Annotated in this window: 14 protein-coding genes and 1 tRNA gene; 11 read left to right on the top strand and 4 right to left on the bottom strand. The window is 71.3% G+C overall.

The genetic code is table 11. The features are described 5' to 3' along the window. Window positions 1–43 precede the first annotated feature (43 nt). From MKD51_RS11450 to MKD51_RS11425, 6 genes are all read left to right on the top strand, one after another. On the top strand, window positions 44–253 hold the full coding sequence (locus MKD51_RS11450) for an MbtH family protein (protein ID WP_240240433.1): 210 nt from the start codon (window positions 44–46) through the stop codon (window positions 251–253). Then, a complete protein-coding gene (locus MKD51_RS11445) occupies window positions 250–1266 on the top strand; it encodes an ATP-binding cassette domain-containing protein (protein ID WP_240240432.1) in 1017 nt (338 codons plus the stop codon). The genes MKD51_RS11450 and MKD51_RS11445 overlap by 4 nt, the downstream gene beginning before the upstream one ends. After that, window positions 1263–2063, top strand: coding sequence for an ABC transporter permease (locus MKD51_RS11440; RefSeq protein WP_240240431.1), 801 nt, complete (start codon window positions 1263–1265; stop codon window positions 2061–2063). Before MKD51_RS11445 ends, MKD51_RS11440 begins: the two co-directional genes overlap by 4 nt. 14 nt (window positions 2064–2077) lie before the next feature. After that, window positions 2078–2893: a 4'-phosphopantetheinyl transferase superfamily protein gene (locus tag MKD51_RS11435; protein ID WP_240240430.1), complete on the top strand. Its 816-nt coding sequence runs from the start codon at window positions 2078–2080 to the stop codon at window positions 2891–2893. A gap of 56 nt (window positions 2894–2949) precedes the next feature. Continuing rightward, window positions 2950–4419 (top strand): peptidase S10, encoded by a 1470-nt coding sequence (locus MKD51_RS11430; RefSeq protein WP_240240429.1) that lies wholly within the window; start codon window positions 2950–2952, stop codon window positions 4417–4419. Window positions 4420–4601: 182 nt separating this feature from the next. Next, window positions 4602–4675, top strand: a tRNA-Pro gene (locus MKD51_RS11425). 92 nt (window positions 4676–4767) lie between these two features. Here MKD51_RS11425 and MKD51_RS11420 read toward each other — a convergent pair. The 3 genes from MKD51_RS11420 to MKD51_RS11410 all read right to left on the bottom strand — a co-directional run bounded on the left by MKD51_RS11420 (window position 4768) and on the right by MKD51_RS11410 (window position 6531). After that, a complete protein-coding gene (locus MKD51_RS11420; protein ID WP_240240428.1) occupies window positions 4768–4905 on the bottom strand; it encodes a hypothetical protein in 138 nt (45 codons plus the stop codon). A 24-nt stretch (window positions 4906–4929) separates the two neighbouring features. Further along, the gene (locus MKD51_RS11415; protein ID WP_240240427.1) at window positions 4930–5457 is read right to left on the bottom strand and encodes a methylated-DNA--[protein]-cysteine S-methyltransferase; all 528 of its coding nucleotides are present in this window, start codon (window positions 5455–5457) and stop codon (window positions 4930–4932) included. 135 nt (window positions 5458–5592) lie between these two features. Then, window positions 5593–6531 carry an SDR family oxidoreductase gene (locus MKD51_RS11410; RefSeq protein WP_240240426.1) on the bottom strand — a complete coding sequence of 313 codons (939 nt, stop codon included), beginning with the start codon at window positions 6529–6531 and terminating at the stop codon, window positions 5593–5595. Window positions 6532–6677: 146 nt separating this feature from the next. Here MKD51_RS11410 and MKD51_RS11405 point away from each other — a divergent pair, with 146 nt between their 5' ends. Both MKD51_RS11405 and MKD51_RS11400 read left to right on the top strand, forming a co-directional pair. Continuing rightward, complete coding sequence (locus MKD51_RS11405; protein WP_240240425.1) at window positions 6678–7520, top strand: helix-turn-helix transcriptional regulator; 843 nt, start codon at window positions 6678–6680, stop codon at window positions 7518–7520. A gap of 57 nt (window positions 7521–7577) precedes the next feature. Beyond that, window positions 7578–7907, top strand: coding sequence for a nuclear transport factor 2 family protein (locus MKD51_RS11400; protein ID WP_240240424.1), 330 nt, complete (start codon window positions 7578–7580; stop codon window positions 7905–7907). A 29-nt stretch (window positions 7908–7936) separates the two neighbouring features. On the opposite strand, the gene MKD51_RS11395 is transcribed toward MKD51_RS11400, so the two are convergent. After that, entirely contained in the window at window positions 7937–8833 is an 897-nt protein-coding gene (locus tag MKD51_RS11395) for an Lrp/AsnC family transcriptional regulator (protein WP_240240423.1), read from the bottom strand. Between the two features lie 213 nt (window positions 8834–9046). On the opposite strand from MKD51_RS11395, the gene MKD51_RS11390 reads away from it, so the two are divergent. From MKD51_RS11390 to MKD51_RS11380, 3 genes are read left to right on the top strand one after another with little or no spacing between them, the layout of a single operon-like run. After that, window positions 9047–10384 (top strand): MFS transporter, encoded by a 1338-nt coding sequence (locus MKD51_RS11390; RefSeq protein WP_240240422.1) that lies wholly within the window; start codon window positions 9047–9049, stop codon window positions 10382–10384. Then, window positions 10381–12054: an amidohydrolase gene (locus MKD51_RS11385; RefSeq protein WP_240240421.1), complete on the top strand. Its 1674-nt coding sequence runs from the start codon at window positions 10381–10383 to the stop codon at window positions 12052–12054. Before MKD51_RS11390 ends, MKD51_RS11385 begins: the two co-directional genes overlap by 4 nt. Further along, a complete protein-coding gene (locus tag MKD51_RS11380; RefSeq protein ID WP_240240420.1) occupies window positions 12051–13658 on the top strand; it encodes a thiamine pyrophosphate-dependent enzyme in 1608 nt (535 codons plus the stop codon). Before MKD51_RS11385 ends, MKD51_RS11380 begins: the two co-directional genes overlap by 4 nt. Window positions 13659–13675 lie beyond the last annotated feature (17 nt).

Here is a 13675-nt window from a genome sequence, read left to right as displayed (position 1 = left end):
TGACGAAATCAGATGACGACGCGAGACCAGTGAAGGACGGGCGATGACGAATCCATTCGACGACCAGGACGGCACCTTCCGGGTGCTGGTGAACGACCGCGACCAGCACTCGCTGTGGCCAGAGTTCGCAGACGTCCCGCGCGGATGGGTCGCGGTCTTCGGTCCGACGGCCAAGCAGGCCTGCCTCGACTACGTGACCGAGCACTGGCAGGACATCACGCCGGCGCCGGAGCGCGATCGCGTCGCCTCGTGATCTCGATCCGAGGGATCCGCAAGCGATTCGGCGACCATCTGGCGCTCGACGGCGTCGACCTCGAGGTGCCCGAGGGCACTGTGCAGGGGCTGCTCGGGCCGAACGGCGCGGGCAAGACGACGGTGGTGCGCGTGCTCGCGACGCTGCTCGAGCCTGACGAGGGCGACGCGATCGTCGCGGGCCACTCGGTGCGGCAGGAAGGGCACGCGGTGCGCGAGCGACTCGGGCTCTCGGGCCAGTACGCGGCCGTCGACGAGCGCCTCACCGGCTTCGAGAACCTGACGATGGTCGGCGAGCTCTACGGCATGCGACGCCGTGACGCGAAGGCACGTGCCCGCGAGCTGCTGCGCGACTTCCGCCTCGATGACATCGCCGACGGCAAGCGCGCAGGCGCATACTCCGGCGGCATGCGACGGCGGCTCGACCTCGCCGGCGCGATCGTCGCTCGGCCGCCCGTCGTCATCCTCGACGAGCCCACGACGGGTCTCGACCCGCGCGGTCGTCGTGACACCTGGGATGCCATCGCTTCGCTGACGCAGGGCGGCACGACGGTGCTGCTGACGACGCAGTACCTCGAGGAGGCCGACCAGCTCGCCGACTCGATCGCTGTGATCGATGCGGGTCGCATCATCGCGGAGGGCACCGCGACAGCGCTGAAGGCTCAGGCGGGCGGTGCGCGACTCGACATCGTGCTGGCTCCTGGCGCCGACGGTCACGCCGCCCTCGCTGCGATGCGCGAGACCGCGGCCGATGCGACGCTCGACGAGCGAGCGCGGCGGCTGCTGGCGAGCGCCGTCGACGGCGCAGCCGGGCTGCGCACCGTGCTCGGGCTGCTCGAGCGGGCGGGCGTCGCAGTGGTCGAGGCCGCCGTGCGGCAGCCGACGCTCGACGACGTCTTCCTGCGACTCACCGGCAGCCCTGCGGAGGAGCCCGACGAGCCTGGCGCAGATGAGCCCGGTGCCGGCGAGCCCGGTGCCGACGTTCGGCTCGAGGCAGAGCGGGCCGCCGCGTGAACGGCCTGATCCGAGCCGCCCGCGACGGTGGCATCGTCGCGCGCCGCAACATCATCGGCGTGCGGCGCACGCCCGGAGCCCTCGTCACCGGCGTCGCGCAGCCCATCATCTTCGTGCTCATCCTCGCGTTCGTCTTCGGCAGCGCGCTGGGCGGCGATGACTACCGCGAGTTCCTCATCGGCGGCATCCTCGCCCAGACGCTCACCTTCAACTCGTCCTTCACGGCGGTCTACCTCGCGAAGGACCTCCAGACGGGCCTCATCGACCGCTTCCGGGCGCTCCCGATGTCGCGCGTCGGGGTGATCCTGGGCAGGACCACCTCCGACCTCGTGACGAGTGCGCTGTCGGTCGCCGTGATCCTGGCGTGCGGACTGGTGATCGGCTGGCGCGTGCACACGGATGTCGGGCAGGTGCTGCTCGCCTTCGGGCTGCTGCTGCTGTTCGCCTTCGCGACCTCGTGGATCGGCGCCTTCATCGCGATGTCGGCTCGCAGCGTCGAGGTCGCGCAGAGCCTCGGCCTGCTGTGGCTGTTCCCGGTGACGTTCATCTCCGGTGCGTTCGTCTCGGCCGACATGCTGCCGGGCCCGCTGCGAGCGATCGCCGAGTGGAATCCCATCACCGCCGTCGCCACTGCGGTGCGGCAGGCGTTCGGCAACGACGCGCCTGTCGGCTTCGAGACGGCGGGCGGCTGGCCTGCCGACAACGCGCTGCTCTACGCGACGCTCTGCTGCATCGCGATCATCGCGGTCTTCGCGCCCATCGCCGTGCTGCAGTACCGCCGCATCAGCCGGCGATGACGGCGCGGTGAGCGGTGATCGACCTCCTCATCACCACGGTCGACGAGCTGCTCGATCGCGCCGATGGCGCGGCCGGCCGTGTGCGTGGCGCTCGAGCGCTCGTGAGCGAGGTCGATCTCGCGGCGGCCGATCGCAGGCAGCGATCCGACGACGCGCGACGCACGCTGGCCGGACGCCTGGGGCTGCGGCTGCTTGCGGCGGCGACGACCGGTCTTCCGCTGCAGGAGCTGCCGTCGCTCTCGATCGACCGCAGTTGTGACCGCTGCGGCGAGCAGCACGGGCGGCCGCGCGCCGCAGGCATGTCGCTGTCGAGCTCGACCTCCGGCGATCTCGTGCTCGCCGTCGTCGGGCCCGCGGATGCGTCGGTGGGCGTCGACGTCGAAGTCGTGCCGCACGAGCTCTGGCGGGGCTTCGACGCCTACGCGTTGCACCCGCGCGAGCGCGATGGCCGACCTGGCGCGCCCACGCACATCGAGGAGCGCCTCGCGGTGTGGACCGAGAAGGAGGCGATCCTGAAGGCAGCGGGCGTCGGGCTTCGCCTCGCGCCCTCCCGCCTGCTGCTCGGCGGCGTCGGCGAGGCGCAGCGCTGGAGCGCGCCCCGCCGCGGGGTGCACTGGCGGACGCTCGCCGAGTCGGGCGACGCACGCACGGCGGGCATGCGCTCCACGCAGGTCGCAGTGCGCCCGGACGCACGGGCTGCGGTCGCGGCGACCTCGGCGCTCCCGGTGCGTCGCCGCTCCCTCGATTCGCTGCTGCGCACCGTCGACTTCGATGCGCTCGCTGACACGGGGCCGCCATCGCACCCCTCCCGGACGGATTCGATCGCATGACACCGGCGTCAACGCATTCATGAACCAGCACATCCGCTCGGGATAGGGTCTCTCGGGTGAGTGATGACGCCGCGAAGACCGAACCCGCCACGCAGGATGAGCCGTCGGTCGTCGACGAGCTCGTGACCACGCACCACACCCTCGAGACGCCCGACGGCGAGCTCGCCTACACGGCTCGCGCGGGCCGCGTGGTGCTGTGGGAGGAGCAGGTCGAGGACGACGTGTTCCGCGGCCGGAAGGCCCGCGCGCAGGTCGCGATCACCGCCTACACGCTCGACGACGCCGACCCGGCGACGCGGCCGGTGACCTTCGCCTTCAACGGCGGGCCGGGCTCCGCGAGCGTCTGGCTGCACATGGGCGTGCTCGGCCCGAAGCGCGTCGTGATGGGCGATGTCGGCGAGCTCGCGCCGCCGCCCTACGACGTGGCAGACAACCCCGAGTCGCTGCTGACGGTGAGCGATCTGGTGTTCATCGACCCGGTCTCGACCGGGCGCTCGCGGCCCGTCGAGGGGCGGAAGGCGAAGGACTTCCACGGCTTCACGGCCGACATCGAGTCGGTGGCGGAGATCATCCGGCAGTGGGTCACTGCGGAGGGGCGCTGGCTGAGTCCGAAGTTCCTGGCGGGGGAGTCGTACGGCACGACGCGCGCCGCCGGCCTCGCCCAACACCTGCAGGACGAGCTGGGTATGTACCTCAACGGGCTGCTGCTCATCTCGAGCGTGCTCGACTTCTCGACCGCGAACTTCGAGCGCGGCGGCGATCGTGCCCACGCGCTCTACCTGCCCTTCTATGCCGCGACCGCCTGGCGCCACGGCTTCCACGAGGGCCGTTCGCTCGCGGAGGTCGTCGACGAGGCGCGCGCTTACGCCGCCCGCGACTACCCGTACGTGCTGGGCCGGGGCGCACGGCTGACGGTGGAGGAGCGGGCGGATGCGGTGGTCACCCTCGCGCGCCTCACCGGCCTGTCGGAGACCTACGTCGACCGCGCGAACCTGCGCATCGAGCACTGGCGATACTTCGGCGAGCTGCTGCGCGACCGTCGGCTGACGGTCGGCAGGCTCGACTCCCGCTTCACGGGGCCAGCGGCCGCCGGCATCGCCGAGCACATGGACGCGGATGCGTCGATGGACGCCATCCTCGGGCCGTACTCGGCGGCGTTCCAGCACTACCTGCACCACGAGCTCGAGGTGCGCGACACCGGCCCGTTCCACGTCTTCGGCAAGAACGTCATCGAGCACTGGAGCTACAAGGAGTTCGAGAACGCGCCGGTCTACGTGATCGACAAGCTCTCGCGGGCGATGCGGCAGAACCCGCACCTGGCGGTGCACTTCGCCTATGGCTGGTTCGACGGCGCGACGCCGTTCTCGGCGGCGGAGGACTCGGTGGCGCACCTGCAGATCCCGGAGACACTGCGCGAGAACCTCGAGCACCGCTACTACGAGGCCGGCCACATGATGTACGTGCACGAGCCATCGCGCCTCGCCCAGTCGGCCGACCTGGCCGACTTCGTCCGCCGCCGCTCCTGACCCGCCCGTCCTCGTTGGTCCAGTAGCGCCCGCAGGCCGACCGCGTCTCGAGACCCACCGCGCACCCGCGGGTCGAGTAGCGCCCGCAGGGCGCGTATCGAGACCCGCCATCCGCGCGAAACCGCTCCACAGATGCGGTAACCTGTCTTGGTTGCCTTCGGGCACCGCGATCGCAAGATCGACGGGCTGTGGCGCAGCTTGGTAGCGCACTTGACTGGGGGTCAAGGGGTCGCAGGTTCAAATCCTGTCAGCCCGACAGTTGTCCTGAGCCGCGACATCGTTGACACGGTGTCGCGGTTCAGGACTTTTTTGTGGGTTCGCGCGCTCCGCGGAGACCGTCGTGACGGGTCACGACTTCGGTGCGCGGCTGCGCGAGGCCTCGGGCGAAGCGGTCGGCGTCGACGCGGGAGCGGGAGAGCAGGCGGCGAGGCTCGCGAGGGTGACGGTGGCGAGCGTGAGGGCCGCGGTGCGCTGGAGCGTCGGCATGCTGCTGGTGGGGCGAATGGTCGATCAGAACAGCCCGTGCGGCAGCACGCCCTCGAGCTCGAGGAGCCACCGCTTCGTCTCGAGGCCGCGACCGCGACTGCCGCCGGAGTAGCCGCCCAGCCCGTCGCTCGCGACGACCCGATGACAAGGGATCAGCAGGGGCAGCGGGTTGGTGCCCATGATGGTGCCGATCGCGCGAGCAGGCACTCCGGCCCCGTCTCGTCTCGCGATCTCGCCGTAGGTGACGCTGCTGCCCCACTCGACGGTCGTCTGGAGCGTCTCGAGCACGGAGCGTGCGACGGGTGTCACTCCGTTCAGCTGCAGCGGCAGGTCGAAGCGCTGCAGGCCGCCGTCGAAGTACGCGCGCAGCTGCTGGAGCGCCGCAGTGAGGATCGGGTCGGTCACGGTGCTGCCGTCGGGCGCCGCAGCGCGCCACGCGACTCGGACGATCGCATTGCCGTCGCTGCTGACGGTGATCGGGCCCACGGGCGACGACAGCGTGGCGTGCGCCAGCGCAGGATCCGGCGACTGCTCGCGGGTTGCTGGCAGCATCTCTCGGCTCCGCTCGTCGGGTCGGTCGCCTGCTCGGCGGTGCGAACGTACCGCGGGGCGGTGACACCTGCGGCGAGGGGGCCAACAACCGTCGGATGGCACTCGGCTCCCACCTCCGCCGATGCGCAACGCCGATCAGCCCGGGAAGCGCACCCCCGCCAGCTCCTCCGACACCGTCCAGTTGCGCTGCGCATCCGCCTCGCTCTGCAGCGGGCGGTACAGCCGCTGCTCCGCGGGAGCGCCGCCGAGCCGCCCGGGGCCGCGCGGCGAGACGAGCAGGCCGCCCGCATCGGCAGCCGTGGCCGCCTGCAGTGCTGGCAGCCCCGCCGTGCGCGGGGTGCCGGCGAGGATGCCGCGCGCCGACAGGGCACGGATGATGCGCACCTGCGGCGTGTCCGCATCCCTCCCCACCTCGGGCCTGGCCGCCAGCAGGCTCGTCGGCGCGACGCCCGGGTGCGAGAGATTGCTCGAGATGCCCCAGCCGAGCCGCTGGCTGCGGCGCTCGAGCTCGAGGCCGAACAGCCCGAACGCGATCTTCGACTGCCGATAGGCGGCCATGCCGTCGTAGGAGCGCTGCCACTGCAGGTCGTCCCAGTTGATGCTGCCTCGCGCCGCCGCGACGCTCACCTGCGATGTCACACGAGCGCGACCGGCGCGCAGCAGCGGCAGCAGGTGCCCGACGAGCGCCACGTGGCCGAGGTGGTTCGTGCCGAGCTGCAGCTCGAAGCCGTCGGCGGTCGTCTGCCGGTCCGGCGGCGTCATGACGCCCGCGTTGTTGATGAGGATGTGGATGGGGTCGCCCTCGGCCAGCAGGGTCGCACCGAGCGCGGCCACCGAGTCGAGCGACGAGAGATCGAGCTCGCGCAGCGTGACCTTCGCGTCGGGCGCCGCCGCGCGGATCCTCTCGAGCGCCGCCTCGCCCTTGCGCTGGTTGCGCACCGGCAGCACGAGCTCGCCGCCGGCCGCCGCGAGCCGCGTCGCGATGCCGAGGCCGATGCCGTCGCTGCCGCCCGTGAGCACGATGCGCTTGCCGGTCTGGTCGGGGACTGTGATGTCGATGTTCCCGCGTGCCATGGGAGCGCTCCTTGCGATCGGTCGGTGCACTCACCGTGACGCTCGCCGAGCGCGCCATCCAGGGTCGACCGATCCATGGATCGGCAGACCGTGGATGACGGATGGCCGCTGGCAGTAGAAAGGGTGCAGCACGTCAGGGGGCGCGGATGGACATCGACCGGAGTGGCATGAGCGAGTTCCTGCGCCGCCGCAGGGAGGCGCTGCAGCCCGAGGACGTCGGCCTGCCGCGCGGCCAGCGCCGCAGGACGAGCGGGCTGCGCCGCGAGGAGGTCGCCGGGCTCGCCCACATGTCGACCGATTACTACGCGCGGCTCGAGCAGGAGCGCGGCCCACAGCCCTCGCCGCAGATGGTCGCCGCGATCGCGCAGGGCCTGCACCTCACGCTCGACGAGCGTGACCACCTCTTCCGGCTCGCGGGCCACGAGGCACCCGCGCGCGGCGGGGCCAGCGAGCACGTCAGCCCCGGCCTGCTGCGCATCTTCGACCGGCTGCAGGACACGCCAGCCGAGATCGTCACCGAGCTCGGCGAGACGCTGCGCCAGACGCCGCTCAGCGTCGCGCTGGTCGGTGACCTCGTGTCGCTGCGCGGCCCGCATCGCAGCATCGGCTACCGGTGGTTCGCCGATCCGGCGACGAGGCTGCGATATGCGGCACACGACCACGCGTTCCTGTCCCGGATGTTCGCCTCCGGGCTGCGGGGCGCCGTCACGCGGCAGGGCCAAGGGTCGCGGGCCGCTGAGCTGGCCGAGCTGCTGCTGGCAGGCAGCGAGGAGTTCCGCGCCGTCTGGGCGGAGCACGAGGTCGGCATTCGACCTCACGAGGTCAAGCACTTCGTGCACCCGGAGCTCGGTGCCCTCGAGCTCAGCTGTCAGACGCTGCTCGACCCGACCCAGTCGCACTCGATGCTGGTCTACACCGCCACCCCCGGCAGCGAGTCCGCTCAGAAGCTCGAGCTGCTCTCGGTGCTCGGCGCGCAGTCCTTCGCCTGAGGCGACTGGCTGAGCAGAGTAGTGTTCGCGAACCAACACCCGATCGGAGGCACGCGCATGACTGAACCGACCATCCCTGAGCCCGTCGCGTCGTTGATCGACGCCATCAACCGGAGCGACGAGGGCGCATTCCTCGATGCCCTCGGCGAGCAGGGCGTCGTCGACGATTGGGGCAGGGAGTTCGTCGGCCGCGACGCGATCAAGACCTGGAGCGACAAGGAGCTCATCGGTGCGGCAGGCACGTTGACACCGCTCGAGGTCACCGAGGCCGGCGATGAGGTCACGGTGATCGGTGACTGGCGCAGCAGCTGGGCCAACGGCCGCTCCTCGTTCGCGTTCCGCGTCGTCGACGGCCAGATCGTGCGCATGACGATCCGCGAGGGCTGACAGCAGAGCAGATCGTCGGGCGCGCCGGCCTAGCGGCCCTGGGCCGGCCGCAGCGTGCGCGCGTAGTCCTCCTTCAGCACCGCAAGGTGCAGCCACGACTCGACGTGCTCGACACCAGGGTGGCTGCGGATGCGCTCGAGGCTCGCGTACAGCGCCCCGGCGGAGGGCTCCACCAGGGTCGCGACGAGGTCGAAGCGGCCGATCGTGCGGGTGGCGAAGTCGACGCCGCGCCACTGGCGCAGCGCATCGACCATGCGATCGTCGCCGCCGCGCATGCTCAGCCCCACGCCCATCGACAGCTGCCGGTGGGCGAGCCCGCGGGCCTCGACGGCGCTGATCTTGATCACCCCGCCGTCGACGAGCCGCTGCACGCGCGTGGTCACGGCCGAGGGGGAGAGGCGCACCGACTCGCCGAGCGCGCGATAGCTCGTGCGGCCGTCGCGCTGCAGCAGCTCGATGAGCGCGACGTCGGTCTCGTCGAGGGTGATCTCGCCGCGGTATTCGGAGACGAAGAACCCCTTCACGACCGTCGTGTAGATGAGTGTGCTGATGTCGGCGACGCCGGGCAATGCGCGGAGGCCGACCAGCAGATCCTGCAGCTCGGCCATCGAGCCGACCCGCAGCTCCGCGACGATGTCGAACGAGCCGCCGATCGCCGAGACGAGCACCGTCTCCCGCAGCCCGCGGAGCTCGGCCGCGACGCGCTCGACGCCGCCATCGGTCCGGATCGACACGTGCGCGAGCACGTGCTGGCCGAGGAACGAGGGGTCGACGGCAGCGACCACGCGCACCTCGCCGTCGGCGAGCATCGCGCGCAGCCGGCTCGAGACTGCCGCGCGAGGATGCCCGAGCCGCTCCGAGAGCGCGTGGATGCTCGCGCGGCCGTCCTCCTGCAGCGCACGGATGAGCTCTGGGTCGAATGCCACGTGGCCGCCTTCCGCCGGATTTCCCGAGAACGCACCTGTGTGCATCCGGAACCGCAGTCTATCGACCGCTTCAGGCATCGGCACGGCGAAGAATGACGACCTCGACGTGCAGAACACCAGTGAAGTGGTGCTTGCTCTGGCGTTCTGTGCTTGGCAAGGGCCCCGGTGGCTCGTACGATCCAACGCAGTTCTCCCATCCGCAAAGGAGCGGCCATGACCTCCACCACCAGCCCGGCGATGACGAAGCGGGCCCGCAAGGCCGGCTTCGCCGCCTTCGTGGGCACCACCATCGAGTGGTACGACTTCTACGTCTACGCGACAGCCGCCGCACTCGTGTTCGGCCCGTTGTTCTTCCCGAGCGAGGATCCGCTCGCCGAGACGGCGTCAGCCTTCGCGACCTTCGCCGTCGCCTTCCTCGTGCGCCCGATCGGCGGCATCCTCTTCGGCCACATCGGCGACAAGCTCGGGCGACGCTTCTCGCTCGTGCTCACGCTGCTGCTGATGGGGCTCGCGACCGTGCTCGTCGGCTGCCTGCCGACCTACCAGGACATCGGCTTCATGGCGCCGATCCTGCTCATCGCGCTGCGCGCGCTGCAGGGCCTCGCGGTCGGCGGCGAGTGGGGCGGCGCCGTGCTCATGAGCGTCGAACACGCGCCTGAGAAGTCGAAGACCTTCTACGGCGGCTTCACGCAGCTCGGCAACCCGGCCGGCGCACTGCTGGCATCGGGCATCTTCGCGATCATGTCGCGCATGGGCGACGACTTCATCATGGACGGCGGCTGGCGGATCCCGTTCCTGCTCTCGATCGTGCTGATCGGCGTCGGGCTGTGGGTGCGCTACCGCGTCGAGGAGTCGCCGGTGTTCACCGCGAAGGTGGAGGGTCGCAAGCAGTCGCTGCCGCTGGCCTTCGCGCTGCGCTCCAACTGGAAGCCGATCCTGCTCGGCATCGGCATCCTGCCGGTCTCGACCGGTGGCTACTACCTCGCCACCACCTTCGCGACGGCGTACGCCACGGGCGAGCCGATCCGCATGGACGAGACGCTCATCCTCGACGCCATGACGGTGGCCTCGTTCATCGAGTTCCTCGTCACGCTCCCGATCGCCTGGCTGGGCGACAAGTGGGGTCGCAAGAACATCATGTACATCGGGCTCGTGACCTCGGTGCTGACCTTCGCGCCCTTCCTGCTGATCATGCCCGGCCAGATCGAGCCGCTCATCTTCCTGATGGCATCGCTCGTGCGCATCGCCATGAGCGCCACCTACGCACCGATCGCGGCGATCCTTGCGCAGATGTTCCGCCCGCAGGCGCGCTACACCTCGATCTCGCTCTCCTACGGCTTGGGCGCTGCGATCTGGGCCGGCTTCTCGCCCTGGTTCGCGACGATGCTCGTCGCCTGGACGGGCAGCATCTGGTCGGTCATCGTGATGTTCGCAGCCATGGCCGCGATCGCCTTCGTCTGCACCTGGAAGGCCCCGCAACACTCCGACGAGGCCCCCGTGACCGAGTCGTTCACCGCCCGCACCGACACGACCGCGAACCCGCTGCCGTGAGGAAGCTCACGCCCTTCGACCGCCCGGCGCAGACCGCGCCGCGCATCGTCACCGCGAAGGCGATCCACACAGTCGGCCCCGACGACGCCACCGCCACCGCCATGCTCATCGACGACGGCCGCATCGTCGCGATCGGCACGCTCGCCGAGTGCGAGCAGGCGGCGACGGATGCGGGGCTGGCGGCAGAGCGCGTCGACCTCGGCGAGCGGGTGGTCGTGCCGGGCTTCGTGGATGCCCATGCGCATCCGCTCATGTACGGCCAGATGATGTCGTGGGTCGACTGCGGGCCCGAGCGCGCGCAGAGCATCCCCGAGATCGTGGCACTGCTGCGCGCGGCTGCCGCCGAGCTGCCAGCGGGCAGGCCTGTGCGCGGCTACGGCTACGAGCACCGCAACCTCGTCGAGCAGCGGCACCCGACGCGCTTCGAGCTCGACGAGGTGGCCGCCGACCGCGAGGTCTACCTGATGAACGCCTCCGGCCACGGCGGCGTCGTCAACTCGCACATGCTCGCGCTGAACGGCGTCGATCGCGACACCCCGGATCCCGACGGTGGCACGTTCTTCCGCGACGCCGATGGCGAGCTGACAGGCGAGCTCTCGGATGCGGCCTGCAACATCCTCACCGGTGTGCACGGCGTGAAGATCGGCCACCACGGGCCCAACTTCCACCTGGCCGACGAGCCCGAGGAGCACCTGCGGCAGCTCGACGCGGCGACGCAGCGGTTCCTCGCGGGCGGCGTCACGACGATCGGCGATGCGCAGGTGAGCCGGCGTGAGCTCGACATGTACCTGCGGCTGGCCGAGGCCGGGCGCCTCGAGCTGCGCGTCTCGATGTACCTGCTCTCGCACCTGCTCGACCAGGCGCTCGAGATGGGTCTGGTCGGCCAGTTCGGCAACGCACACCTGAGCTTCGCCGGCATCAAGCTCTATGCCGACGGCACGCTGGGCGGGTGGACGGCCTACTTCCCCGACGGCTACGTGGGCGACCCGTGCCGCACGGGGCAGCTCTACCACCAGCCTGCCGAGTACACCGAGCTGATCCGCCGCGCGCACGCCGCCGGCCTCCAGACGGCGACGCACGCGCAGTCGCCCACCGCCATCGAGATGGTCGTCTCGGCCATCGAGCAGGCGCTCGCCGACCGGCCGGACCCCGACGCCCGGCACCGCATCGAGCACTGCGGCCTGCCGACGCCCGACCAGATCCGGCGGATGGCGGCCGCGGGCATCCGCCCCGTCAACCAGCCCCAGCACTACCGCAACTGGGGCGAGGGCGTCGAGCAGGCCATCGGCACGCCGGGGGAGCGCTTCAACCCGCTCGGCGAGTTCGAGGCCGCGGGGATCCCGTTCACGATCTCCTCGGACGCCCCGGTCGCCGAGCCCATCCCGCTCGAGGCCATCGAGACCTCGGTGACGCGTCTGACGCGCCGCGGGCACAGGCTGGGGTCGGATGCGCTGCGCGTGACCGCGCGGGCGGCACTGCGGGCGCACACCTGGGAGGGCGCCGTCTCACTCGGCCGCGAGGACGACCTGGGCTCGCTCGAGACCGGCAAGCTCGCCGACTTCGCCGTGCTGAGCGATGACCCGCTCGAGGTCGCCAGCGACGCGATCGCGAGCATCCGGGTCGAGCAGACCTGGGTCGGCGGCGAACGACGATTCGAGGCGGCACCATGAGCGAGCAGTACGCCGACACCGCGGGACGCGCGGTGCTGGAGACGATCCGCGCCTACGGCGTGACCGCGGTGTTCGGGATCCCCGGCACGCACAACCTCGAGCTCTATCGACCGCTGGCCGAGCTGGGCATGCGGGCGGTGACGAACCGGCACGAGCAGGGCTCCGGCTACGGCGCCGACGGCTGGGCGCAGCAGACCGGGCTGCCGGGTGTGGTCATCACCACCTCGGGCCCCGGCCTGCAGAACGCGATGAGCGCCGTCGGCACCGCCTTCTGCGAGTCGCGGCCGCTGCTCGTGCTCTCGCCAGGCGTCGCCCTCGGCGCCGAGTTCGCCGACGTGGGCACGCTGCACGAGACGAAGGATGCGTCGGCCATGGCCGGCGCGGTCGCCGCCTGGTCCCGCCGCGTCTCCAGTGCGGCCGAGGCGGTCGATGCCGTGCACGACGCCTTCGCGCTCTTCCGCACCGGCAGGCCGAGGCCGGTGCACATCGAGATCCCGCTCGACGTGCTCGAGGCGCCCGCCGGCGTCGCGGCCGCGGCGAGGGCCGCTCGCTCCGCACCGGCCGCCGTGGCGGGGGAGGCCGCCTCCGTGCGCGAGGCCATCGCGCTCTTGGCCGACGCCAGCGCTCCCGTCATCGTCGCAGGCGGGGGAGCGACCCGGGCGAGCAGTCAGGTGACGGCGCTCGCCGAGCGACTGGGCGCTCCCGTGCTCACGACCCTCAACGGCAAGGGCACGCTGGACGAGCACCACGCGCTCTCGCTCGGCTCGAACCTGCGCCTGCCCGCCGCGCGCGCGATCGCTGAGGCGGCCGACGTGCTCATCGTGGTCGGCTCGAAGCTCGGCGAGGCAGAGCTGTGGGCGCCCACCCTCGAGGCCCGCGGCGCCGTCGTCCGGATCGACATCTCGGCCGCGCAGGTGCACAAGAACCTCGAGGCGCGGGTCGGCATCGTCGGCGATGCGGCAGCCGTGCTCGATGCCGTGCTGGCTGATCTGCCGCAGGGCTCGCCCGCGGCCACGGACCTCGCGCCCGTGCGCGCCACCATCCTGGCCGAGACGCGCGCCGCGCTGCCGCAGACCGTCGCGCTCGCGGAGACGATCGCCGCGGCGCTGCCAGAGGGAGCGATCGTGGCCGGCGACTCCTCGCAGATCGTCTACATGGCGCTCGCGAACGTGCTGCGCCAGTCGCGCCCGCACTCGCTGCTCTACACGCCCACCTACGCCACCCTCGGCTACGGCCTGCCGGCCGCGATCGGCGCCCGTGTCGCGCAGACCGAGCGGCCTGTCGTGACCGTGATCGGCGACGGCGCGCTGATGTTCTGCGTCAACGAGCTCGCCACCGCCATCGAGCAGCGGCTCGACCTCACGATCGTCTGCGTCGACAACGGCGGCTACGCCGAGATCAAGCAGAACGAGCTCGACCGCGGCATCGCGCCCGTCGGCGTCGACCTGGTGCAGCCCGACTGGGCGGCACTGGCGGATGCCTTCGGCGCCACGGGCACGCGCGTCGCGTCCGATGGCGAGATCGTTCCGAGCATCCGAGCAGCCATCGCCGCAGGCGGTGTGCAGCTCGTGCACATCCGGCACCCCCAGCACTCGGCCGACTGATGCATCCACGCAAGGAG

It is taken from the genome of Agrococcus sp. ARC_14 (assembly GCF_022436485.1).
Lineage (GTDB): Bacteria > Actinomycetota > Actinomycetes > Actinomycetales > Microbacteriaceae > Agrococcus.
This window is presented reverse-complemented; position numbering and strand designations above follow the sequence as displayed.